At 70.1% G+C, this 24,361-nt stretch carries 21 protein-coding genes; 16 read left to right on the top strand and 5 right to left on the bottom strand.

Annotated elements, in window-relative coordinates; genetic code table 11:
- Positions 1-85 precede the first annotated feature (85 nt).
- Positions 86-721: a peroxiredoxin gene (locus tag K344_RS0110370; protein WP_028080615.1), complete on the top strand. Its 636-nt coding sequence runs from the start codon at positions 86-88 to the stop codon at positions 719-721.
- 88 nt (positions 722-809) lie between these two features.
- On the opposite strand, the gene K344_RS0110365 is transcribed toward K344_RS0110370, so the two are convergent.
- Complete coding sequence (locus K344_RS0110365; RefSeq protein WP_028080614.1) at positions 810-1,886, bottom strand: tetratricopeptide repeat protein; 1,077 nt, start codon at positions 1,884-1,886, stop codon at positions 810-812.
- A gap of 160 nt (positions 1,887-2,046) precedes the next feature.
- Here K344_RS0110365 and K344_RS21160 point away from each other — a divergent pair, with 160 nt between their 5' ends.
- The gene (locus K344_RS21160) at positions 2,047-4,041 is read left to right on the top strand and encodes an LTA synthase family protein (protein WP_084197254.1); all 1,995 of its coding nucleotides are present in this window, start codon (positions 2,047-2,049) and stop codon (positions 4,039-4,041) included.
- 18 nt (positions 4,042-4,059) lie between these two features.
- On the opposite strand, the gene K344_RS0110355 is transcribed toward K344_RS21160, so the two are convergent.
- Together K344_RS0110355 and K344_RS0110350 are read right to left on the bottom strand one after the other, a co-directional pair.
- Positions 4,060-4,917, bottom strand: a complete 858-nt coding sequence (locus K344_RS0110355) for a TatD family hydrolase (protein WP_051362110.1) — start codon at positions 4,915-4,917, stop codon at positions 4,060-4,062.
- On the bottom strand, positions 4,881-6,719 hold the full coding sequence (locus K344_RS0110350) for a DCC1-like thiol-disulfide oxidoreductase family protein (protein WP_028080612.1): 1,839 nt from the start codon (positions 6,717-6,719) through the stop codon (positions 4,881-4,883). Before K344_RS0110350 ends, K344_RS0110355 begins: the two co-directional genes overlap by 37 nt.
- Positions 6,720-6,830: 111 nt before the next feature.
- Between K344_RS0110350 and K344_RS0110345 the strand changes: the two genes are divergently transcribed.
- The 13 genes from K344_RS0110345 (at position 6,831) to K344_RS0110275 (ending at position 21,467) form a co-directional block, all read left to right on the top strand.
- On the top strand, positions 6,831-7,523 hold the full coding sequence (locus tag K344_RS0110345; RefSeq protein ID WP_028080611.1) for an alpha/beta hydrolase: 693 nt from the start codon (positions 6,831-6,833) through the stop codon (positions 7,521-7,523).
- A gap of 53 nt (positions 7,524-7,576) precedes the next feature.
- Complete coding sequence (locus K344_RS23035) at positions 7,577-8,314, top strand: DUF6588 family protein (protein WP_051362109.1); 738 nt, start codon at positions 7,577-7,579, stop codon at positions 8,312-8,314.
- Between the two features lie 19 nt (positions 8,315-8,333).
- Complete coding sequence (locus K344_RS0110335; RefSeq protein WP_028080610.1) at positions 8,334-8,765, top strand: tellurite resistance TerB family protein; 432 nt, start codon at positions 8,334-8,336, stop codon at positions 8,763-8,765.
- Positions 8,766-8,857: 92 nt separating this feature from the next.
- The gene (locus K344_RS0110330; RefSeq protein ID WP_028080609.1) at positions 8,858-9,514 is read left to right on the top strand and encodes a DUF1134 domain-containing protein; all 657 of its coding nucleotides are present in this window, start codon (positions 8,858-8,860) and stop codon (positions 9,512-9,514) included.
- A 97-nt stretch (positions 9,515-9,611) separates the two neighbouring features.
- Positions 9,612-9,965: a DMT family protein gene (locus K344_RS0110325; RefSeq protein WP_028080608.1), complete on the top strand. Its 354-nt coding sequence runs from the start codon at positions 9,612-9,614 to the stop codon at positions 9,963-9,965.
- Between the two features lie 227 nt (positions 9,966-10,192).
- Entirely contained in the window at positions 10,193-11,782 is a 1,590-nt protein-coding gene (locus K344_RS0110320) for an amidase (protein ID WP_043114285.1), read from the top strand.
- A 48-nt stretch (positions 11,783-11,830) separates the two neighbouring features.
- Entirely contained in the window at positions 11,831-14,632 is a 2,802-nt protein-coding gene (gene glnE / locus K344_RS0110315; RefSeq protein WP_043114278.1) for a bifunctional [glutamate--ammonia ligase]-adenylyl-L-tyrosine phosphorylase/[glutamate--ammonia-ligase] adenylyltransferase, read from the top strand.
- A 334-nt stretch (positions 14,633-14,966) separates the two neighbouring features.
- Positions 14,967-15,227 carry a hypothetical protein gene (locus tag K344_RS0110305; RefSeq protein WP_157622866.1) on the top strand — a complete coding sequence of 87 codons (261 nt, stop codon included), beginning with the start codon at positions 14,967-14,969 and terminating at the stop codon, positions 15,225-15,227.
- A 232-nt stretch (positions 15,228-15,459) separates the two neighbouring features.
- Positions 15,460-16,647, top strand: coding sequence for a glycosyltransferase (locus K344_RS21150; protein WP_084197248.1), 1,188 nt, complete (start codon positions 15,460-15,462; stop codon positions 16,645-16,647).
- A gap of 114 nt (positions 16,648-16,761) precedes the next feature.
- On the top strand, positions 16,762-17,424 hold the full coding sequence (locus K344_RS0110290; protein WP_028080604.1) for a sulfotransferase family 2 domain-containing protein: 663 nt from the start codon (positions 16,762-16,764) through the stop codon (positions 17,422-17,424).
- 12 nt (positions 17,425-17,436) lie between these two features.
- Positions 17,437-19,251, top strand: a complete 1,815-nt coding sequence (asnB, locus tag K344_RS0110285) for an asparagine synthase (glutamine-hydrolyzing) (RefSeq protein WP_028080603.1) — start codon at positions 17,437-17,439, stop codon at positions 19,249-19,251.
- Positions 19,242-20,363, top strand: a complete 1,122-nt coding sequence (locus K344_RS0110280) for a glycosyltransferase (protein WP_043114277.1) — start codon at positions 19,242-19,244, stop codon at positions 20,361-20,363. The genes asnB and K344_RS0110280 overlap by 10 nt, the downstream gene beginning before the upstream one ends.
- Positions 20,364-21,467, top strand: coding sequence for a glycosyltransferase (locus K344_RS0110275; RefSeq protein WP_043114275.1), 1,104 nt, complete (start codon positions 20,364-20,366; stop codon positions 21,465-21,467).
- Between the two features lie 37 nt (positions 21,468-21,504).
- On the opposite strand, the gene K344_RS24430 is transcribed toward K344_RS0110275, so the two are convergent.
- A complete protein-coding gene (locus K344_RS24430) occupies positions 21,505-21,828 on the bottom strand; it encodes a hypothetical protein (RefSeq protein WP_028080600.1) in 324 nt (107 codons plus the stop codon).
- The gene (locus tag K344_RS0110265; RefSeq protein WP_043114274.1) at positions 21,825-22,916 is read right to left on the bottom strand and encodes a glycosyltransferase; all 1,092 of its coding nucleotides are present in this window, start codon (positions 22,914-22,916) and stop codon (positions 21,825-21,827) included. The genes K344_RS24430 and K344_RS0110265 overlap by 4 nt, the downstream gene beginning before the upstream one ends.
- 336 nt (positions 22,917-23,252) lie before the next feature.
- Between K344_RS0110265 and kdoO the strand changes: the two genes are divergently transcribed.
- Positions 23,253-24,131: a Kdo hydroxylase KdoO gene (gene kdoO / locus K344_RS0110260; RefSeq protein ID WP_169729282.1), complete on the top strand. Its 879-nt coding sequence runs from the start codon at positions 23,253-23,255 to the stop codon at positions 24,129-24,131.
- The last annotated feature ends 230 nt before the right edge of the window (positions 24,132-24,361 follow it).

Raw genomic sequence — 24,361 nt, 5'->3', positions numbered from 1 at the left:
GGCGAAGCGGTCTTTTCTTATGCCTTGAACTCGTCGCGCGACGGGTCCTTAATAGCGGCCTCTTCATCCCGGACGGAGACAAGACATGACGCTCAGACTCGGCGATATCGCCCCCGACTTCGAAGCCGATACCACGGAAGGGCGCATCCGCTTCCACGACTGGCTCGGCAATTCCTGGGGCGTGCTGTTCTCGCACCCGAAGAACTACACGCCGGTCTGCACGACCGAGCTCGGCTACACCGCCAAGCTCAAGCCGGAATTCGACAAGCGCAAGGTCAAGGCCATCGGCCTGTCGGTCGACAAACTCGAGGATCATCACGGCTGGAGCAAGGACATCGAGGAAACGCAGGGCGCGGCGCTGAACTTCCCGCTGATCGCCGACCCGGACAAGAAGGTCGCCGACCTCTACGACATGATCCATCCCAACGCCAGCGACACCTTCACCGTGCGCAGCGTGTTCATCATCGACCCGAACAAGAAGATCCGCCTGCAGCTCACCTATCCGGCCTCGACCGGCCGCAACTTCGACGAGATCCTGCGCGTCATCGACTCGCTGCAGCTCACCGACCAGCACAAGGTCGCGACACCGGTGAACTGGAAGCAGGGCGAGGACGTGATCATCGTGCCGGCGGTCAAGGACGAGGACGCCAAGAAGCTGTTCCCCAACGGCTGGAAGGCCCTGAAGCCGTACCTGCGCATCGTGCCGCAGCCGAAGGGCTGAAGTCCCGTATCGGCGAGCACGCGCCACCGGCACGCGGGCACACCGGCGAAACGGCCTCTGCGCAGGCCGTTTTTGCTGGCGCCGCGGCTCAGTCCCTGGCACCCGTGCAGTCGCGGCGCTCGCGCAGGCGCGCGAGACGTTCGCGGTACACCTTGCGGTCGTCGAGCGCGACGGCTTCGCCTTCCGTGGCCACCGCGGCGGCGAAGTCGCCCTGCGCCGCCTGCGCGCAGGCCAGGGTGTCGAGATGCGTCGCGCTGCGCTGCAGGCCCGCGGCCCGCGTCGCCTCGGCGACCGCCGCGGCGAAATAGCGCTCGCGTCCGGCGAATGGCTGCGTCGCCACCAGCCAGGCGAAGTTGTTCGAGGCGCGCGGCGATTCCGGATACAGCGCGACGGCGCGCAGCAGGTCCTGCGCCGCGGCTGCGGTTTCGCCGCGCTGCCGGTACAGATGGGCGCGCAAGGCGTAGACCTCGCCGAGCACGTTGTCGCGCGTCATCGTGCGCCCCTCGAAGGGCGGCAGACCGGCCGGCGTGACGCAGGCGGCGCGGCCGTTGCTGTCCCACTCGAGGCGTCCGCCATCCGCCAGCGTCCAGCGCAGATAGTCGTGCTCGCCGTTGGCCGTCGTGATCTCGACGAGCGCGAGCGGCAATTGCAGGTTCTCGGCGATCGTCAGGTAGATGAAGCCCGAGGTGTCGCAGTCCATCCAGTGCCGCGCCGGCGTGCCGGGCGCGCTGCGCGCCGCCAGCGCGTCGCCGAGCGTGACGGTCGGCGTGTGCAGGCGAAAGCCCTTGGCGGCGAGCAGGTCGCCGATGGTGCGGCTGGCCTGCAGCGCGAACGCGCGCGTGATCTCGCCATCGCTGGCCGCGAGCAGCGGGCGCACCGCCGCCGCGGCTTCGTCGACGATCTCGTCGAGCAGGGCGTACGAGGCGTCCGGCACGAAGCAGGCCGCGGATTCGATGTCGAGCAGGGCATAGCCGAGCCCGCCGTGGCGCGGCGCGTAATGCCGTTCGCCGCCGGCGGCACAGCGTCTCGGCGCCTCGCGCCCGATGCCGAACAGGCGGATCGGATCGAGCGAGCCGCAGGCCGGCAGGGCGGGCGCCGTATCGGCGCGCGTGCCGCAGGGCAGCAGCAGCGCGAGGACCAGCAGGCGGACGAAGAGTTTGGGCATGTCGGCGTCGGCGGCGCGAAGAGGCGCGCATCGCATCATACGCAGCGGCCGATGTGCAGCGGCCGCCGCAGGGCGGTCCGCGCCCGGCGGTGACGTTCCGTTGACGGTGCGTTGACGGGCTGCCCGGATACTGCTGCGGCAAACCTCACCGAGATTGTCCATGGCTGTCATTCCGGGCCCCGTGGCCGGCCGCTTCGAGACCGAGTCCGAGACCCAGCGCGCCGAGAATTCGCTCGGCCGTTACCGCGTGCTGCTGACGCTGCTGATCGCATATCTCGCCGTCGGCGCGCTCACCCGCGTCGTCTTGTGGGCGGTGTTCAGCCACGGCGAGCACGTCGGCCTGCCGCGCCTGCTGGTCGCCGTGTTGCCGGTCGGCGCGCTCAACGACCTCGCCGAATCGATCTACCTGCTCGCGCCGGTCGGCTTCGTGCTGTGGCTGGCGCCGCGGCGCCTGTTCGCGGCGCCAGGCGGTCTGCGCCTGGTCGGCATCGTCAGCGGCCTCGTCGTCTACGGCATGCTGTACCTGGCGGCGATGGAGTATTTCTTCTTCGACGAGTTCAACGCGCGCTTCAATCTCGTTGCCGTCGACTATCTGATCTATCCGACCGAAGTCATCGGTAACATCCGCGACACTTACCCGGTCGGCACCATCAGCGCCGCGCTCGGCGTGCTGACGGCGCTGCTGTGCTGGGCCTTGTGGCGCTGGCTCAAGCCGGCGCCGGAGCAGAAGGCGCCCGGGTTCCTCGCGCGCAGCGGCTGGTTCGCGCTGCATCTCGTCGCCATCGCCGCGGTCGTCGGCATCGTGCGCGCCGATACGCTGAACGTGTTCGACAATCGCGTCGCCAACGAGCTGGCCGACAACGGCCCGGCCAACTTCTTCTCGGCCTTCCGCACCAACCAGCTCGAATACCCGCAGTTCTACCAGACCATCGACACGGCGCGCGCCAACGCATTGCTGCGTGCCGATCTGGCGCGCGGCGGCGTGCCGTTCAAGAGCGCCGATCCGTCGACGGTGACGCGTGCCTTTCCGGCGCGCGCCGATGGTCTCGGCAAGCTCAATGTCGTGGTCATCACCGAGGAATCGCTCGGTGCCGAGTTCGTCGGCGCCTACGGCGATCCCCGCGGTCTGACGCCGCGCTTCGACGGGCTGGCCAAACAGGGCCTGCTGTTCACGCACACCTACGCGACCGGCACGCGCACCGTGCGCGGCCTCGAGGCGATCAGCGCCTCGTTTCCGCCGATCCCCAGCGAGAGCATCGTCAAGCGGCCCGGCTACGAGAACGTCGTCACCTGGGGCGAGGTCCTGCAGCGGCACGGCTACCAGACCAGCTTCGTTTACGGCGGCTACGGCAGCTTCGACAACATGAACGCCTACTTCTCGGGCAACGGCTTTGCGATCAGCGACCGTGCCGAGATTCCGAATCCGAAGTTCGCCAATATCTGGGGCGTGTCCGACGAGGACCTGTTCCTGCACGCCGTCGACTACTACGACGCGCGCGCCCGTGAAGGCAAGCCGTTCTTCTCGATCATCATGTCGACGTCGAACCACAAGCCGTTCACCTTCCCCGACGGCGTGCCGGGCGTGAAGCCGCGCGGCGGCGGCCGCAGCGCCGGCGCGCGCTACGCCGACTACGCGATCGGCCGCTTCTTCGACGAGGCGTCCAGGCACGACTGGTACCGGAACACGGTGTTCGTGATCGTCGCCGACCACGACGCGCGCGTGTACGGCGCCGCCGACGTGCCGCTGCACAGCTACGAGATTCCGCTGCTGATCGTCGCGCCGGGCCATCTGCAGCCGCAGCGCATCGACACCCTGACCAGCCAGCTCGACATCGCGCCGACCGTGATGGGCCTGCTCGGCCTGCCTTACGAGGCGCCGTTCTTCGGCCAGGATGTGCTGCACTGGAACGGCGGTCCGCGCACGCTGCTGTTCAACCACAACCACGATGTCGCCGTGCTGCGCGAGGGCGAAATGGCGATCCTCGGCCTCAATCGCGAGGTCGACGTGCAGAGCTATCACCGCAAGGCCGGCCCGCCGTCGCGCGATGTCGATGATTTCCATCCGGCGCCGTTCGACCAGAACCTCGTCGATCTCGCCGTCGCGTACTACCAGACCGGCTATCGCCTGTTCACGCAGCCCGGCGGCGTGCGCTGATGCGTGCGGCCAGGGTGTCTACGGAAGGCCGAAGAAGCGGCGCGCGTTCGCCGCGGTGAGGCGCGCCAGCGCCTGTTCGTCGGCGCCGCGCGCCTGCGCGATCTTGCGCAGCACCCAGGGCAGCAGCGCCGGCTCGTTGCGCCGGTGCAGCGCGCGGGTCAGTTCCTTCGGCGCGTTGTGCGGCAGGAGATACGGCGCGTCGGTTTCGATCAGCAGGCGCTGATCCGGAATGTCGCGCACCGCTTCGAGCAGCTGCGTGCCGCGCCGCTCGTCGCAGATCCAGCCGGTGATGCCGATGTGGCAGTCGAGCGCGAGATACTCGTGCAGCGCCTCGCGCGTGTCGGTGAAGCAGTGCACGACCACGGCGCCGAGTTGCGCGCGGTGCTCCCTGAGCATCGCCAGGAAGTCGCCGTGCGCGTCGCGCTGATGCAGGAACAGCGGCTTGCCGGCCGCGACGGCCAGCGCCAGCTGCGCGGCGAAGGCGCGACGCTGTTCCTCGTGCGTCGCGAAATTGCGGAAGTAGTCGAGCCCGCATTCGCCGAGCGAGACGACTTCCGGCTGCCGCGCGAGCGCGCCGAACTGCGCGGCCAGTTCGTCGCTCCATTCCGCGGCGTGATGCGGATGCAGCCCCGCCGTCGCGTAGAGAAAGCCGCGATGGCGGCGCGCCAGCTCCACGGCCTGGCGGGCGCTGTCGAGCGAGCTGCCGGTGACGACGATCCGCGCGACGCCGGCCGCGCGCGCGCGCGCCAGCATGGCGTCGAAGTCGGCATGGAAGCTCTCGTGCGCGAGATTGGCACCGATGTCGATGAGCTCGAGACCGGCGGCGGGCGACGCGGCGCTCAAGGAATCTGTCCCTTCGTCTCTTCGGGATAGCATTCGTGGCGCCAGACCACCTGCTGCTCGACGGTCGGCGTCTGGCCCGGCGGCGGCGTGCGCTCCAGCATGTAGACCATCTTGAAGGTCATCAGCCGCTCGCCGCGGCCTTCGGGCGTCGCCATCTTGCCGGCGTTCCATTGCCGGCACAGGTACTGCCCGTACCAGCGGCGGTGCTCGGCATAGTTCTTCTGCCAGAGGCGGCCGCGGTAGGTCAGCCAGCGGATGTTTTCCTGGTCGAGCGCGTAGTTGTCCGGCTTGGCGTAGTCGGGCGCACCGCGCCGCGGATGCAGCAGATCGATTTCGCGGCCATCGGCGAGATGCGCCGGGAACACCCACCAGCCGTCGTCCTTGAGCGGGAAGGGCGCGAACATGTTCCACAGCTGGTCGATGCGCAGCACGCGGAAGGCCGGCGTCATCGCGCGATAGCTGGCGGCCGGCAGCAGGTTGATGGTGTGCAGGTTCCAGATCAGCACGAGCACCACGAACACGCCGGCGACGCGATCCCAGAACGTCGATACCGCGAACGCCGTCTCGCGCTGCGGCAGCAGGCGCGCGCTGACTTTGCCGAAGGCGCCGCGATGGCGGGCCACGAAGTGGTAGACGGCGTTGCCCGGCGCACGCAGCGCCGGCCAGCGCCACAGGAACCACAGCCAGCCGAACAGCGGCGAACGGCGCAGCAGGATGGTCAGCGCCGGCCACTTCAGGTACGCCTGTTCGTCATGATCGATGACGACCCAGGAGTTGTTGGCCTCCATCAGCGTGCGCGCGCGCGGCGTGTCCTGCGCCGGCGCGATGCGCGCCGCCGGCAGCACGAACAGCTGGCGCATGAGCAGAACCGACTTCAGGCAGAAGCCGCAGTCGCGGTCGTAGTAGATGCGCAGGCCGCCGTCCTGCCGCGCGGCGCGCCGCCGCGCCGCGGCATCCCACAGCCAGCCGCCGGCGAAGGCGGTCAGCGAAGCGATGCTGACGAAGGGGAAGTGACCGAGCTGCAGGCAGAGCAGGAAGCCGACGTGCATCAGCATGAAGGCGAGCATCAGCGCGAAGCGCACCGGGCGCAGCAGCCAGGGCGTGAAGATGAGGATGGGGCCGAGCAGTTCGAGGAAGTAGACGTAGATCGACAGCAGCTTCATCAGCGCCGGGAATTTCAGCAGCCAGTGCCCGAGCGGCAGGGCGTGGCGGTCGAGCATCAGCGCGTAGTAGACGGCGCTGAAGTCCGGCCACCATTCGCGGCCGGACTTGAGAATGGCGCTGAAGAAGTAGACCGACATCACCTGCAGCAGCAGGCCCAGCGTCGCCCACGACACGTGCAGATCGTTTTCCGGCGGCGGGTTGGTGGCGAGCGCGGCGTCGACCGAGTAGCGCGCCGCGAGCGGCAGGAACATCGACCAGAACAGCAGGCAGCAGAGCAGCAGATCGCCGCCGATCAGCACGACCGGATTGCGGTTGATGAACGAGGCCCACAGCACGAAGGACAGCACTGCCGCCCAGCGCATGCGCCAGCCGAGCGCGAACATCAGGGCGCAGGCCGATTGCACGAGCAGCAGCGCGCCGACGAACCAGCTCTGGCCATTGACCAGATACAGCGACAGCCGCCATTGGCTGTCCGACTCGATCATCGCCGTGCGCGGCAGCACGCCGGCGTCGGTCCAGAACGCGGCGAGATCGCGGAACGCGCTGAGCGAGCACCACAGCAGCACCAGGCCGAGCGCGACGCGGAACAGCGCCAGCGTCCGCAGATCGATGCCGATCATTTCGGCGAGGCGGGGATAGCGCGATGTCAGATCGGCGGCGGGAGCGTTCATGGGCGCCGATGCTGACCGGTCGGCCGGGGACATGGCAAGGGCAGCGATCGCCGGACGGCGCTGAGGCAGAATGACGGCCGCTTTGCATTTTCCAGAAAGGGGCAACGCAGCATGAGCGGCACCAACAGCAATGCCGGCGATCTCCTGCCGGCCGCCGGCCAGAGCAGGACGCTGCTGATCCAAGGCCCGGCCGGCCGCCTCGAGCTGCAGATCAACGCGCCGGCGGTGCCGCGCGCCGGCGGCGGCTGCGCGGTGGTCTGCCACCCGCACCCGCTGGCTGGCGGCATGCTGAGCAACAAGGTCACCTACACGCTCGCGAGCTGCGCGCAGAAGGCCGGACTCCACGCGCTGCGCTTCAACTTCCGCGGTGTCGGCAAGAGCGAGGGCACGCACGACGAGGGCCGCGGCGAGACCGATGACACCGTGTTCGTCGCCGAGTGGCTGCGTGCGCGGCTGCCGCCGGGGCCGCTGCTGCTGGCCGGTTTTTCGTTCGGCGCCTGGGTCAGCGTCGCCGCCGCCGCGCGCCTGTCGCCGGCGCTGCAGATCAGCGTCGCGCCGCCGTTCGCCAAGTATTTCGCCAATGCCGCGCCGCCGGCGCGGCCGCCGTGTCCCTGGCTGGTCGTGCATGGCCGCGACGACGACGTCGTCGGCTACGACGAGACGATGCGGGTGCTGCAGGGCTACGCGCCGCCGCCGCAGATCGTCAGCCTGGACGGCGTCGGGCATTTCTTCCACAACCGCCTCGCCGATCTGGCCGCCGCGGTGCAGCCCTTCATCGAGGCGCAGCTCGGCGCGATGCCCTGACCGCGCTGCTATCCTTGCGGCCACCGTCACGAACATGCACACGGGAGCCCCTCATGCGCCATCTCGCCGCCGCCGTCCTGCTGTCGCTCGCCACTTCGGTTGCCTGGGCCGATGACCTGAGCATCCAGTGCTCGGCGGTCGGCGCGGGCTGCCGTCAGGCCTTCCACGACGCCGCCAAGGACGTCAGCGCCGCAATCAACTACAAGATGCTCGGCCCGGCCGAGCCGACCGGCGTGCTCGGTGTCGGCATCGCCGCGATCGGCAGCTACGTGCCGGTCGAGCACAAGGACGCCTGGCGCACGCTGACCGGCGACGACGTCGACGAGATCGGCATGGTCGGCGGCGTCTTCGACAAGGGCCTGCCGCTGGGCTTCGACGTCGGCGTGTTCTACGCCAGCATCCCCAGCAGCGGCGGCGCGGCAGCGTACGGCGCGCAGCTGCGCTACGCGATTCTCGAAGGCGGCGTGGCGACTCCGGCGCTGGCGATCGAGGCCAACTACAGCAAGACCAGCGGCGTCGACGATTTCGACTACTCGGCCTGGGGTGCCGACCTCGTGCTGTCGAAGGGCTTCGCCTTCCTGACGCCATACGCCGGCGTCGGCTACGTGGCGTCCTCGGCCAAGCCGAACGGAAGCGTCAAGGCCCTGTACGGCATCGAGGACGAAGACGTCGACGCCGCCCGCTTCTTCGTCGGCGCGCGCATCGCCATGCTGTTCTTCAATCTGACGCCGGAATACGAACGTTCCGGCGACAACAATGTCTACAGCCTGCGCGCGGGATTCGCGTTCTGAAGGAAGCGGTCGCGAGACGATGAGCTTGTTGCGGAAACTGACGGCGGCCCTGGCGCCGCAGCCGAAGGCGGCGCTCGACCGCCACCTGGCGATGGCGGTGCTGCTGCTCGAAACGGCGCGCGCCGATTTCGAGCGCAGCCCGGCCGAGCTGCAGCTGATCCGCGAGCAGCTCGGCCGCGCATTCCAGCTCGATGCCGCACAGACCGAAGCGCTGCTGGCGCGCGCCAGCGAGAGCGCCGGCGCCGCGGTGTCTCTGCACGAGTTCGTCAGCGCCCTCAACGCGGAACTCGACGCCGACGGCAAGCGCGAGCTGCTCGGCTGGCTCTGGCAGGTCGCACTCGCCGACGGCCGCATCGAGCCGCGCGAGGAAGGCTTGATCCGCCAGCTCGCCGAGCTGCTGTTCGTGCCGCATGCCGATTTCGTGCGCACGCGCCTCGCCGCCGGCGGCTGAGGGCGCAGTATGGATTCGCATTACAGTTCAGTCCGGATTAAGAGCCTTTGTGGCCTAGTGCCGCCGCCTTCCAGCATCATGGAGTCACAACGATGAATACCCAGCGCAAGCACTGGCGTCGCAGCATCGGCTTCGGGCTGGCACTCGCGGCGGGCCTGCTCGCCGCGCAGGCGGCGACGGGGCAGAACGATCCGCCGCCGGCCAATGGCGACATCCAGGCGCCGCAGCCGGTCGAGGGCGCGCCGCCGCCGCAGACCGAGGAATCGGCGACCTACAGCGCCGACGAAGTCACGCAGGCCGCCTCCAAGTTCTTCGGCTCGTCCAGCGAAGGACTCGCCAAGGCGATCGAGCGCACCTTCTCCGACTATGGCCGGCCGAATGCCTACATCTACGGCAACGAGGGTGGCGGTGCCATCGTCGTCGGCCTGCGCTACGGCAAGGGCACGCTGCAGTTCAAGGGCGGCGACAGCCAGAAGGTGTACTGGCAGGGGCCGTCGGTGGGCTGGGATTTCGGCGGCAACGCCTCGAAGGTCTTCACCCTCGTCTACAACCTGCGCTCGTCGAGCCAGCTGTTCCAGCGCTTTCCCGCGGTCGACGGCAGCCTGTACGTGGTCGCCGGCGTCGGCGTGAACTATCAGAAGAGCGGCGACATCGTGCTCGCGCCGATCCGCACCGGCGTCGGCCTGCGCGCCGGCGCCAGCCTCGGCTACGTGCATTACACGCGCGAGGCCTCGGTCGTTCCGCTGTAAGCGCCGCAGGGGCCAGGAGGCCGGCCGCGCGCCGGCCTTTTTGTTGCGCGCCGTTCGCGGCGCGCGGCAGACTGCCTGCACATCCCGGATTCCCGCCATGCCGATCAATCTCACTGCCGCGGCGCAGGCCGCCGGCCTGCTCGTGCTGTCGAACATTTTCATGACCGTCGCCTGGTACGCGCATCTCAAGGATCTGCGCGACAAGGCCTGGTACGTCGCCGCGCTCATCTCCTGGGGCATCGCCCTGTTCGAATACCTGATCCAGGTGCCGGCGAACCGCATCGGCTACAGCACCCTGTCGCTGCCGCAGCTGAAGATCATGCAGGAGGTCATCACCCTCGGCGTGTTCGTGCCGTTCGCGGTGCTGTACATGAAGCAGCCGATCAAGCTGGACTACCTGTGGGCGGCGCTCTGCATGGCCGGCGCGGTCTACTTCATCTTCCGTTCCTGAAGACCCGAGCGCCTGCAGGTCGTCGGCGCCGACTCGCCTTGGCGAACCGCGGCTTGCGCCGCTGTCGCGGGGCTCGCGGCGCACCTGTGGGCGGCGCTCTGCATGGCCGGCGCGGGTCTATTTCATTTTCCGTTCCGTTCCTGAACGGCGCGGCGCGAGGCGCCGAGGCGCCGCGGGCGCGCGCATCGCTGCGCTATGCTCCGCCGCACCTCATTCGGGAGATGCAGATGCTGTCCATTGCCGACTACGCGCGCCACGACGGACTCGGCCTCGCCGAGCTCGTGCGGCGCCGCGAGGTGACGCCGCTGGAATTGCTGGAGACCGCGATCGCCGCGGCCGGCAAGGTCAATCCGCAGATCAACGCCATCGTCACGCCGATGCACGACATCGCCCGTGCGCGCGCCGCCGAACCGCTGGCCGGGCCGTTCGCCGGCGTGCCGTTCCTCGCCAAGGACATCTTCCAGGAATACGCCGGCGTGCCCGCCTCTTACGGCAATCGCGCGCTCAAGGACGCGCGCTTCGCGCCGCAGGAACACGCCGAGATGATCGTGCGCTGGCTGCGCGCCGGCGTGGTCGTGTTCGGCCGCACCAACGTGCCGGAGTTCGGCGCCAAGGCGATCACCGAAGCGCAAGCCTGGGGTGCCTGCCGCAACCCGTGGAACCTCGCGCACACACCGGGCGGTTCGAGCGGCGGCGCGGCGGCGGCGGTGGCGTCCGGCATCGTGCCGATCGCCGGCGCCAACGACGGCGGCGGTTCGATCCGCATCCCGGCCGCGCACTGTGGCCTGTTCGGTTTCAAGCCCGGCCGCGGCCGCACGCCGATGGGCCCGCGCTACGTCGAGCGCATGCATGGCGCGGTGATCGATCACGTGCTGACGCGCAGCGTGCGCGACAGCGCGGCGATGCTCGATGCCACGCACGGTCCGGAGCTTGGCGCGCTGTTCCACATCGCGCCGCCGGAGCGGCCGTACAGCGACGAACTGAGCCGTGATCCGGGCCGCCTGACCATCGCCTATTCGACGCGTTCGCCGATCGGCACGCCGGTCGACGCCGAGGCGATCCAGGCCGTGACGCAGGCGGCGCGCCTGCTCGAGACGCTCGGCCATCACGTCGAGGAGGCGAACCCCGACATCGACGGCATGCAGCTCGGCAAGGACTTCATCACCATGTGGTTCGCGACCTGCGCCGCGACCTTCGACGACATCAAGCGCCGCACCGGCTGCGGCAACGACGCTTTCGAGATCGACACGCGGGCGATGGCCGCCTTCGGCCGCGCCACGCGCGCCAATGCCTACGTCGAAGGCTATATGCGCTGGAACGATTACGCGCGCCGTCTCGGCGAGTTCCACCAGCGCTACGACCTCTATCTCACGCCGACGCTGGCGATGCCGCCGGCGCGCGTCGGCGAAATCCGCACGCCGGACTGGCAGCAGGCCGTGCTGCGCGTGCTGCTCGCGCTGCACCTCGAGGGCCTGGTGCTGAAGACCGACATCGTCGAGCAGATGGTCGAGGAGAATCTGAAGTGGGTGCCGTTCACCCAGCTCGCCAACCTGACCGGCACGCCGGCGATGTCGGTGCCCTTGCACTGGGCGCGCTGCCGCGCCGCGAACGCGAAGCGTCCGGCGGCCGCGCCGGACCGCGGCGCCATGGATGGCTCGGGCGAGGCGCGTGACGATGGCGGGTACCTATTGCCGCTCGGCGTGCAGCTGAGCGCGACGCCGGGCGGCGAAGGCCTGCTGTTCCGCGTCGCCGCGCAACTCGAACAGGCGCAGCCCTGGGCGCAGCGGCGTCCGCCGCTGCATGTGGCCAGCGTCTGAAAGAAAAAATCAGCTTGCGTGGGGAGAGGGAGAGGAGAGCTTTTGTCCATGCCAGATCTGCAGGCCGCGCTTGCCGCGCAAGCCCCTGAAATAGCCGCCGAGCTGCCGCGCGTGCTCGCCGCCAGCCGCTTCTTCAGCGAGACGGTGGCGCGCCTCGCCGATCCGCAAGCGTTCGCCGCCGCGCTGCTGGAGCGCCGCGCGGCCGGCGCCATCGCGAGCGCGGCCCTGCGCATCGCCGCGCTCGACGACGACGCGGCCTTGCTGCGCGAACTGCGCCTGCTGCGGCGGCACGAGATGGCGCGCGTCGCCTTCCGCGATCTCGCCGGTCTGGCCGGGCTCGACGAGACGCTCGGCGACCTCTCCGATCTCGCCGACGCCTGCATCGAGGCGGCGCTGCAGGCCGGCGAGCGGCGTCTGCAGGCGCGCCATGGCGTGCCGCGCGACGAGACCGGCGCGGCGATCCGTCCGGTGGTGCTCGGCATGGGCAAGCTCGGCGGCCGCGAGCTGAATTTCTCCTCGGACATCGACCTCATCTTCTGCCATCGCGCCGCGGGCGAGACCGACGGACCGCGCCCGCTGAGCACCGACGAATACTTCGCCAAGCTGGCGCAGGAGGTGCAGCGCGCGCTGTCGGCGGTGACGCCCGACGGCTTCGTGTTCCGCGTCGACCTGATGCTGCGCCCTTTCGGCTCGGCCGGCGCGCTGTCGGTGTCCTTCTCGGCGCTCGAGGAGTACTACCAGGTGCACGGCCGCGAATGGGAGCGCTACGCGCTGATCAAGGCGCGGCCAGTCGCGGGTGACCGCGACGCCGGCACGGAACTGCTGCGCAGCCTGCGGCCCTTCGTCTATCGCCGCTATCTCGACTACAACGCCATCGGCAGCCTGCGCGATCTCAAGCGCCTGATCGCCGACGACGTGGCGCGGCGCGGCCAGGAAGACAACATCAAGCTCGGCAGCGGCGGCATCCGCGAGCTGGAGTTCATCGTGCAGTCGTTCCAGCTGGTGCGCGGCGGCGCCGAAAGCGCGCTGCGCGATACGCGCCTGCGGCCGGTGCTGCGCTATCTCGGCGAAGCCGGCCATCTCGACGCCGCCATCGCCGCGCGGCTCGACGACGGCTACGTCTTCCTGCGCCGGCTCGAAAACGCCATCCAGATCTACGCCGACCAGCAGACGCACGTGCTGCCGACGCAGGACGAGGCACGTGCGGCGCTGTGCGCGGCGCTGCGCTTCGCGGACTGGGATGCGCTGCTGCAGGCGCTCGCCGGCGTGCGGCGTTTCGTGCAGGAGCAGTTCGACTCCATCTTCGCCGAGCGCGGCGATGCCGACGCCGACCACGCGAGCGCGCGCCTGGTGCGCGCGCTGTGGTCGCGCATGGTCGAGGGTGACGAGGCCTGCGAGGCGCTCGGCGAGGCCGGCTTCGGCCGCGATCCGCGCCAGGTGCTCGCCGCGCTCGACGAGCTGCGCAACGCGCGCCTGGTGCGGGCGATGCCGGAGAGCGCCGTGCAGAGACTGCTGGCGCTGCTCGGCCCGCTGTTCGACGCGGCGCGCGAGCAGGCCGCGCCGGAGCAGGCGCTGAGCCGCACGCTCAGCGTCGTGCAGGCGGTGGCCGGCCGCTCGACCTATCTGACCCTGCTGCGCGACAACGCCGTGGCGCGCACGCAGCTGGTGCGCCTGTGCGGAGCGAGTCCCTGGCTGACCGGCTTCATCGCGCAGTCGCCGGCCCTGCTCGATGCGCTGCTCGATCCGCGCACGCTGTACGCGCCGCCCGATCGCCAGGCCTTGCGGCAGGAACTGGCGCGCCGCACCGCCGGCCTGACGGCCGACGACACCGAATCCGGCATGGACCTGCTGCGCCGCTACCAGAAGGAAATGACGCTGCGCATCGCCGCCGCCGATCTCGCCGGCAGCCTGCCGCTGGTGCAGGTGAGCGATCGCCTGACCTGGCTCGCCGAGGCCCTGGTCGACGAGGCGCTGCAACGCGCCTGGATCGAGATGCGCGCGCAGTACGGCACGCCGCTGCGCGGCGACGGCGCGCCGGCCGGCTTCGCGGTGCTGGCCTACGGCAAGTTCGGCGGCATCGAGCTTGGCTACGGCTCCGATCTCGATCTGGTGTTCGTGCACGACTGCGACCAGCTCGACGGCGACACCGCGCAGGGCCCGCGTTCGATCAACAACGGCGTCTGGTATGCGCGCCTCGCGCAGCGCGTCATCAACTGGCTGGCGACGCAGACGCCGGCCGGCCGCGCCTACGAGATCGACATGGAGCTGCGCCCGAACGGCCGCTCCGGCCTGCTGGTGACCAGCTTCGCGAGCTTCGCCGCCTACCAGCGCGAGTCGGCGTGGACCTGGGAGCACCAGGCCCTGACGCGGGCCCGTTGCGTGGCCGGCACGCCGGCGATCGCCGAGGCTTTTGCCGCGCTGCGCCGCGAGGTGCTGATGCGGCCGCGCGACCCTGCAACGCTCGGTCACGACATTGTCGAGATGCGCGCCAAGATGCACGCCAAGCTCGACAAGTCGAACGCCGAGCGCTGGGACGTCAAGCAGGGCGACGGCGGCCTGATCGATATCGAGTTCATCACGCAGTTTCTCGTGCTGCGCGACGCCCATCGCGACGCGGCCATCGCTGAATGGAGCGACAACTGGCGCCAGCTCGAGGCGCTGGCCGCGGCCGGCGCGCTGTCGAAGGATGACAGCGCCGAGCTGATCCGCTGCTATCGCAGCTATCGCGCCTGGCTGCACGAGTGCTCGCTGCAGAACGCCGCGTCGTTCGCCGAGCCGACGCGCTTCACCGGCGAACGCGCGAGCGTGCGGGCCATCATGGCGCGGCACCTGGCATCGCCGCCGCCCTGAGCGTCGCGCCGGCCGCAGCATCCGCTTACAGGATCGAACAGACGCAGCGGCGATCACCGATCACGACGCGGCCCGGCGTGCCGCGCACGGATGCGCAAGTTCACGGTCGCGCGCAATCCCCGGGATCGCCCGGTCCCGGCCTGGCATTTCGTGCGCAGTGAGCGCTGCCCGTCGGACGACCGGCGCTGGGCCGCCCGCCACCTCGCGTGCCACGTCGATTTCGCCGACTTGGTGCGCCGAGGCCTGTCACGCCCGGAGACCCGCGCACGCCATCATTTCCGCACGCCGGTCTCCTGCCTGCGTCTGCCGGGACCGCGCGAGCTGCTGGTCGATCGTGTCTGCCGCGTCGAGAAACCTGCAGGGCGATCTCCAGGCGGTGCGCGACGCCATCGGCCTGCCGCAGCGCACGCCCGGGCGGCTCAATGCCTCGGTCCATGACGACTACCGCTTTGCCGCCCGCGCGCCGCGCGAGGCCGGCATCGAGGTGATCAACGCCTCGCCGGATGGCGCGCTGCCGACGACTGTCTTCCCGCGCCGGCGGGCGGATGACATGCTGGGCGGGGCCGCGCTGAGGCGGCGCGCTTATTGCTCGTGACCGCAGTGACGGCCCGCCGGCCGTCCCCGAGCGACCGGCTGACGGTGCTGTCATCCGCCGACCACGCGCTTGGGCGATGATGGGGCCTGAAGGCGCGGCCGGAGCCTCCGGAACCGATGAAGCCCAGCGCGATCTGGAACTTTGGAATGAGTGATCTGCAGCGGTTCGACGCGACGGCCGTCGCCCTGGCCAGGGGGCGCCGGCGCCTCGCGTCCGGCGAGGGCCAGCGGTGATGAAGCGACTGGCGATCCTAGTCTCGTATTCCGGCGAGGGGGGCGTCGAGCGCGTCGTCAATCTGCTTGCCGGCGAGTTCGCCAGCGAGGTCGCGGTCGACCTGCTGACCATCAAGTTCCGCGGCCCGCATGTGCGCCACGTGCCGGACCAGGTGCGCCTGATCCATCTGCGCAGCCAGCACGCGATGACCGCCGTGGCGGAGATCGCCGAGTACCTCGACGAGTACCGGCCCGATGCGCTGCTGGTCGCCAAGGACCGTGCCGGGCGTGCGGCGATCCGCGCCGCGCGCCACGCCAGCCATCGCGTGCCGGTCTGGCTGCAGCTGCATACCAATGTCTCGCAATCGCTCGAAGGGCGCGACGCGCTGACGCGCTGGCTGCGCCTGCGCGCGATGCGCCGCCTCTATCCGCTGGCGACCGGCATCGTCGCCGTCTCGCACGGCGTGCGCGACGATCTCGTCGCGCTGTGCCGCCTGCCGGCGGAGAAGGTGCACGTCATCCACAACCCGGTCATCCCGCGCGATCTCGATCAGCGCGCCGACGAACCGGCGCCGCATCCCTGGCTGGCCGACAAGACACTGCCGGTGGTCATGGGCATGGGCCGTCTCACACGACAGAAGGACTTCGCGACCCTGCTGCGCGCCTTCGCCAAGCTGCGGGAGCGCACGCCGGCGCGCCTGGTCGTGCTCGGCGAGGGCGCCGACCGCGCGGCGCTGCAGGCGCAGGCCGAGGCGCTCGGCATCGCCGATCGCCTGCTGATGCCCGGCTTCCAGTCGAACCCGTATGCCTGGCTGTCGCGCGCCGATCTGTTCGTGCTGTCCTCGGCCTGGGAAGGCTTCGGCTGCGCGCTGGCCGAAGCGCTGGCGCTCGGCATTCCCTGCGTGTCGACCGACTGCCCGAGTGGGCCGAGCGAGATTCTCGATCGCGGCCGCTACGGGCCGCTGGTCGCGGTCGGCGACTGTACGGCGCTGGCGCAGGCCATGCGCGAGACGCTGGCGCGCGCGCTGCCGGCCGACGTGCTGCGCGCCAGCGTCGCTGGCTTCCACTGTTCAATCGCGGCGCGGCAGTATCTGCGCCTGCTCGGCCTCGTCGACGCCCCGCCGGTCGTGCCGCAAGCGCACAGCGCCGCCGCGGCGTCGGCGATGCGCCCGCGCCTGGCCGGCTGGCCGGCCCCGATGCGCGCGTAGCGGCCTTGCGGATTCGCCGCGCGGGCGGTCGCGCATCGCGTTTCCGGCAGCCCCTGTTCGAAGGCCCGCGCGGATGCGGGCATAATCCGCCTTTGCTCGACATCTCTCATCCGCATGATCCTGTCGAACCGCTACAACTTCCTCTACGTCCACATCGCCAAGACAGGCGGCACCAGCGTGCGCGCGGCGCTCAAATCGCTGCAGTGGAAGGATCCCTACTACCTGGCGCAATTCATCTGCTCGCGGCTGTCGCACCTGACCGGCCACCGCATCGCCGCCAAGCTGCCGCGCCACGCCAAGATCATCGCCGCGCAGGAGATGCTGCCGCACGAATTCTTCGACGGGCTGTTCAAGTTCGCCTTCGTGCGCAATCCCTGGGATCTGCAGGTCAGCTCCTACCATCATCTCAAGCGCGAGCGGCCGCATCTGCTCGAAGGCCATGCGTCGTTCGAGGATTTCACGCGCTGGAAGCTCGATCCGCAGCGGCCGTACCAGTACCACCTCGACACGGCGATCACGATCCAGACCGATTATCTCGTCGATCTGCGCGGCAAGGTGCTGACCGATTTCCTCGGCCGCTACGAAAGCCTGCAGGACGACTTCGACAGCATCTGCAAGCGCATCGGCGTGCCGACCCCGCAGCTGCCGCACAAGCGCCAGGCCACCGATCGAGGCAAGGATTACCGCAGCTACTACAGCGACGATCTCGCCGAACTCGTCGGCCGCTATTTCAAGCGCGACGTCGACGTGCTCGGCTATCGCTTCGACCCGCAGTAAGCGGGCGCGTCGATGTGCGGAATCGCCGGCATGGTGCGACGCGAGGGCCCCGTCGCGGAGACGGAGCTGCAGCGCATGGCCGGCTGCCTGACGCATCGCGGTCCGGAGGACAGCGGCCGCTACGTCGCCGGCAGCTTCGGCATCGCCCACACGCGCCTGGCGATCATCGACATCGCCGGCGGCCACCAGCCGCTGTTCGATGACGCCCGCCGTTACGCGCTGGTCTGCAACGGCGAGATCTACAACTACATCGAGCTGCGTCGCGAGCTGCAATCGCGCGGTCACCGCTTCGCCACGGGCTCCGACAGCGAAGTCGCGCTGCACGGTTTCGCCGAGTGGGGCGCCGCCAGCTTCAAGCGCCTGCACGGCATGTATGCCTACGCCCTCTACGATCATGCGAAGCGTGAGCTGTGGCTGGTGCGCGACCGTCTCGGCATCAAGCCGCTGTACGTCGCCGCGCTGGGCGATCGCGTGCTGTACGCCAGCGAGCTGAAGGCACTGCTGCCGCTGCTGCCGCGGCGCGACATCGACGAATTCGCGCTCGCGCAGTTCTTCGAGAACCAGTTTTCCAGCGGCGGCGACACCGTGATCCGCGGCGTGCGCCGCGTGCTGCCGGGCACGGCGCTGAAGATCGGCGCCGACCTGAAGATCGAGACGCATCGCTACTGGTCGGCGCGCGACGTCGGCGCGCCGCGCGCGCGCAGCTTCGAGGACGCGGTCGCCGAGTGGGAGCCGCTGTTCGAGCAGGTGATGCGCGAGCACATGCGCGCCGACGTACCGTATGGCGTGTTCCTCTCGGGCGGCGTCGATTCGGCGGTGCTGCTCGCGCAGCTCAAGCGCCTGCACCGCCAGCCGATCAAGGCCTGGTCGGTCGGCTGGCGCGGCGTCGGCGAGGGCGACGAAGTGGACGCGGCGGCGCGCATCGCGCGCGAGCTCGGCGCCGAGCACCGCGTCATCCGCCTCGACAGCCGTGCCGTGTTTCACCGTCTGCCGCGCATGGCCTGGGCCGCGGACGATCTGATGCGCGACTACGCCTGCCTGCCGACGCTGGCGCTTGCCGAAGCGGCCGGTCGCGAGCTGAAAGTCGTGTTCAGCGGCGAGGGCGGCGACGAGGCGTTCGCCGGTTACGGACGCTATCGTCCGGATTTCTTCGAGCGCAATTTCAAAGCGCTGCGCTACCCGGGCAGCGGCGGTTTCCGCGCGCGCGGCGAACTCGATCCGCGCTGGCTGCGACGCCTGTTCAAGCCGGCCTTGCGGCGCGCACTCAAGCGTCATCGCGAGCCGTTCGTGGCGGCCTGGCAGGAGGCGCCGAAGGCCTGGAGCGATCTGCAGCGCCGCCAGTACGTCGATCTGCAGACCAATCTGCCGGACGACCTGCTGGTCAAGGCCGACCGCATGCTGATGGCCTACAGCGTCGAGGGGCGCGTGCCCTTCCTCGATCATCGCGTCGTCGAGTTCGGCCTCGGCCTGCCGGACGCGCTGAAGATTTCCTCGAAGGCCGGCAAGGTCTTCATCAAGCGCTGGGCCGAACGCTTCATCCCGCGCGACCATCTCTGGCAGCACAAGCGCGGCTTCCACGTGCCGGTCGGCGAGTGGCTGCGCGGGCCGACGCTGGAGGCGCTGGCGCGCCAGCTGCCGCGCAGCGATGCCATCGAAGCGTGGTGCGAGCCGGAGGCGGTGCGCGCGCTGCTGGCGCGCCAGCAGGCGCGCGGCGACGTCACGCGCGAGGTCTGGAGCCTGCTGCAGTTCGCGATCTGGCATCGCCTGTTCATCGCCGCGGAGACGCGGGTGCCGGGCGGCGACGAGGATCCGCTGGCATGGCTATGAACGCGCCGCGCGTCGCCTTCTTCCTCGCCACCTCCGGTCACAGCGGCGTCGACCGGCTGATGAAGAATCTGATGCCGGCCGTGGCGCGTCGCGGCTACGCCGTCGACCAGCTCAAGGTGCGCCGGCACGGGCCGGACATCGACGAGGCGCCGGGCGTGCGCGTCATCGACCTCGGTGTCGCGCACACCTTCTCCAGCCTGGTGCCGGTGCTGCGCTATCTGCATCGCGAACGGCCGTTCGTGATGCTGTCCGACAAGGACAAGGTCAACCGCACGGCGATCTTCGCGCGCGCGCTGGCCGGCGCCGACACGCGGCTGGTGCTGCGATCCGGGACGACGATCTCGGTCGACACCGCGCACCGCGCCGCCTTCGATCGCTGGCTGCAGCGCACATCGATGCGCCTGCTGTATCGCGGCGCCCATGCGGTGATCACGCCGAGCGAGGCGGCGAGCCGCGACATCGCCGCCTTCGCCGATCTGCCGATGACCATGGTGCGTACCGTGCCCAGCCCGATCGTGCCGGCACGCCTGTTCAGCGATGCCGTGCCGCGCCCCGATCACCCCTGGTTCGGCGCCGGCGCGCCGCCGGTCGTGCTGGGCGTCGGCGAGCTGTCGCTGCGCAAGGACTTCGCGACGCTGCTGCGCGCCTTCGCGCGCCTGCGTGCACAGCGCGAGTGCCGCCTGGTGATTCTCGGCCGCGGCGGCCAGCTCGAGGCGCTGCGTGCACTGGCGGCCGAGCTCGGCGTCGCCGGCGACGTCGACTTCCCCGGGTTCCGCGCCGATGTGTTCGCGTTCATGGCGCACGCTGCCGTGTTCGCGCTGACGTCGCGCTGGGAGGGTTTCGGCAACGTACTCGCCGAATCGCTGGCCTGCGGCACGCCGGTGGTGTCGACCGACTGTCCCGGCGGCATCCGCGACTTCCTGGAGGGCGGCGCGCTCGGCCGCCTGGTGCCGATCGGCGACGACACGATGCTCGCGGCGGCTCTGGCGCAGACGCTGGCCGAGCCGCGCGATGCGGAGCGTCTTCGCGCCGCGGCGCGACGCTACGAGATCGAGGCGGCGACCACCGAATACCTGGCGGCCATGGGCCTGCCGCCGCAAGCCGATGCCTGAATGAAACGACTGGGCGTGCTCATTTCCTTCTCCGGCGACGGCGGCGTCGAGCGCATGGTCGCCAATCTCTGCACGGAGTTCGTGCGCGACGTGCAGGTCGATCTGCTGGCGATCAAGTCGGCGGGCGGCCACGCCTCGCGCATTCCGGACAGCGTCAATCTCATCCAGCTCAAGGCCGGTCACACCTGGCGCTCGCCGCCGGAAATCGCCCGCTACCTGCGCCAGGCGAAGCCCGATGCGCTGCTGGTCGCCAAGGATCGCGCCGGCCGCGCCGCCGTGCGCGCCAAGCGTCGCGCCGGCGTCGATACGCCGGTCTGGGTGCGCCTCGGCACCAATCTCTCCGCGGCGCTCGAGCGCAAGGATGCGCTGAGCCGCTGGCTGCGCACCGCGCCCATGCGCCGCATCTACGCGCAGACCGCCGGCGTGGTCGCCGTCTCGCAGGGCGTCAAGGACGACACCCTGCGCGTCACCGGCCTGCCGGAATCGCGCGTGCACGTGATCCGCAATCCGGTGATCACCGCGCGCCTCGACGCGCAGGCCGCCGCGCCGCCGCCGCATCCCTGGCTCGCCGACGGCACGACGCCGCTGATCGCCGGCATGGGTCGCCTGACCCAGCAGAAGGACTTTCCGACCCTGCTGCGCGCCTTCGCGGCGCTGCAGGCGCACACGCCGAGCCGTCTCGTGCTGCTCGGCGACGGCAAGGACCGCGACGCCCTGCAGGCGCTCGCCGCGCAGCTCGGCATCGGTGCGCGCGTGCTGTTCGCCGGCTTCCAGACCAATCCCTACGCCTGGCTGGCGCGCGCCAGGCTGTTCGTGCTGTCCTCGGCCTGGGAAGGCTCGCCGAACGCGCTGACCGAGGCGCTCGCGCTCGGCGTGCCGAGCGTGTCCACCGATTGCCCGAGCGGGCCGAGCGAGATTCTCGATCACGGCCGCTACGGACCGCTGGTCGCGGTCGGCGATCACGCCGCGCTCGCGGCGGCGATGCGTGCGACGCTGGCCGATCCGCTGCCGGCGGCAACGCTGAAACAGGCGGTCGACGAATACCGCGCGACGACCAGCGCGCGTCGCTACCTGGAGCTGATGGGGCTGCGCGCGCCGGGCTGAGGCCGCGCGGCGGGTGACGGCCGCGGCATGCGCGGCGCTATCCGCGTCCGGGGCGACGCGGGTAGGCCAGCTCGCCGGCGAGCACCGGCAGCCGGCGCGGTGCGCGTGCGTCGATGGCCTCGCGGTACATCGTCTCCAGCGATTCCAGCATGCGCGCCGTGCCGAACAGGCGCAGATAGCGCTGGCGGCTTCGGCCGGCGCGCCGCAGCGCCTCGCTCATCGGCAGCACCGTGGCGCCGATCCACTTCCGGTAGCGCATCTGCGTGCGGAAGCGATCGACATCGCCGCAGTTGGCGCAATGGTCGCGCATCGGCGCGAAGCGGCCGACCTGGTGGTGCATGAAGATGCTGACGCCGCTCATGTGCGCGCGCCGAGCAACTCGCGATAGACGGCGAGATTGCCGTCGACCATCACGTCGACCGAGAAATCGCTGGCGATCAGGCGGCGGCCGGCGGCGCCGAGCGCATGACGGCGCGCATCGTCGAGGGCGAGGGCGACGATGGCGTCGCCGAGCGCCTGCACATCGTGCGGCGGCACCAGCACGCCGTTGACGCCGTCGCGCACCGCCTCGGGAATGCCGCCGGCGCGCGAGGCGACGATCGCCACACCGTTCGCCGAGGCCTGCAGCAGCGAGACGCCGAGCCCTTCGGCGAAGGCCGGATGCGCGAGCAGATCGAGGCCTTCGAGCAGCGTCGGCAGATCCTCGCGATAGCCGGCGAGCCTGACGCGATCCTGCAGGCCGGCGGCGACGATCTGCTGTTCCAGCTCGGCCTGCAGGCCGCCCTTGCCGAAGAACAGCAGGTGCGCGTTCGGCACCCGCTGCAGGATGCGCGGCATCGCCTCGAGCAGCACGGCGTGGCCCTTGCGGCGGATCAGCTGCGCGACGATGGCGATGACGAAGGCATCGCGCGGCAGGCCGAAGGCGTCGCGCAGCGCGTCGCGCGACAGCGGCGTGACCGGCTCGGCGTCGAAGGCGCTGCGCACGACGCGGATCTTCGCCGCCGGCACGCCGCTGTCGACCAGCACGTCGCCGATCGCCGCCGAGATTGCCACCACGCGATCGTAGAGGCGGTACTTGTAGCGCGTGACGAGCTTGGCCTCGTGGTGATCGTTGCGGCGCGAGTAGACGATCGGCAGGCCGTACAGGCGGCCCGCCAGGGCGCCGAGGATCTCCGGCCCGCGGCGGCTGTGCAGATGCAGCAGGTCCGGCTTCTCCTCGCGCAGCAGCTTGTGCAGGCGCGGCGTGAGCAGCAGATCGAGGTCGCCGTGCATCGGCAGCTCGCGCAGCGCGACCGGCAGCGCGGCGATGCGCCGCGCCGTCAGCGAACCGCGCGGGCAGACCACGACGTTAGCGATGCCGCGCTTGGCGAGCCCTTCGACGAGGAAAGCCACCTGGCGCGCGCCGCCGTAGAAATTCTCGCCGGCTTCGACGTGCATGATCTTGAGCATGGGGCGTGCGCGATCGGCGGGCAGGAGAGTGGCGGCCATTATACTTAGGGCCTGTTAACGCTATTGGCATCGCTGTGGCCGAGTCCCGTTTTGCCGCAGCGCAAGGGTCGAGGAGTGAGGTGTACTCGATGTACATGAGCGACGAGAGACGCTGCGCTGCGGCAAAACGGGCCGGTCCCTTCGGGATGCCGTCTGGCAAACCGCCATGCGGCGTTGCGAGCCGCTTCTTGGGGTCGGCCCAAGCGCGCGTCTCGCGCCTTGCGGCTTGCCAGACGGCACCACAGCGATGCCAATAGCGTTAACAGGCCCTAGCCTTCCGCCGTCACGGTGATGACGATGAACCCGATCGAAACGATAGCCGTCCACGACTGGCAGTCGCCGGTGGCGCGCGAACTCGCCGCGCATGCACTCGACGCGCTCGAGGCCGGCTGCGTGCTGCGCCTGCCGCTGCCCTTCGCGCTGAGCGCCGACGAACAGGTGCTGCTGTCGGACACGCTGCTCAGCGGCGCGCGCAAGAACATCAGCTACAACCCGGTCAACAACAGCGTCAAAGGCGCCGACGGCGACGCGCAGCTCGAAACGCTGCTGCGCGGCATGCTGGGCCGCTATCACGCCTCGACGCGCGCGCTGGCACTGAAGTTGTTCGCGCCGTACAGCGGCCACATGCTCGACGGCCGCACCAGCTACCGCCCGGCCGAGATCGCCGGCCGCGTGCCGAAGTCCTGGCGCCACGACGACACGCGCCTGCACGTCGACGCGTTCCCGGCGACGCCGGTGCACGGTCGCCGCCTGCTGCGCTTCTTTAACAACGTCAACCCGCACGGCGAGCCGCGCCGCTGGAACGTCGGCGAGCCGTTCGCCGATGTCGCCGCGCGCTTCTTTCCGCGCCTGCCGGACCACAGCCCGCTGAAGGCGCGCCTGATGGCGCTGACCCGGATCACCAAGTCGAAGCGCACGGCCTACGACCACTACATGCTGAACCTGCACGACGGCATGAAGGCCGATCTCGACTACCAGTCGCAGGTGGCGAAGACGCCGGCCGCGTTCGCACCCGGCGAAACCTGGATCGTCTATTCCGACCAGGTCTCGCACGCCGTGATGTCAGGCCGCTTCATGCTCGAGCAGACCTACTACGTGCCGGTCGCCGCATTGCAATACCCGGAACGCTCGCCGCTGCGCGTGCTGGAAAAGCTCGCCGGTCGCGCGCTGGTCTAGGGCGCGCCCGTCCCGCCGCGCCGCACTTTCATCACCGCTTCCCCTCCGCCCGCCTGCGGGGGGAGGGGCCAGGGGAGGTGGGTGCTGGATCGAGTGTCGCAGCGAGCGATGTGCCCTCCTCACCCGACCCTCTCCTCCCCGTGGGAGGAGAGGGCTCGAAGCCGTGCGCCGCACTGTCATCACCGCTTCCCCTCCGCCCGCCTGCGGGGGGAGGGGCCAGGGGAGGTGGG

Source organism: Solimonas soli DSM 21787 (assembly GCF_000474945.1).
Taxonomy (GTDB): domain Bacteria; phylum Pseudomonadota; class Gammaproteobacteria; order Nevskiales; family Nevskiaceae; genus Solimonas; species Solimonas soli.
The sequence above is the reverse complement of the archived record's forward strand: the minus strand, read 5'-3'. Positions and strand labels throughout refer to the sequence as shown.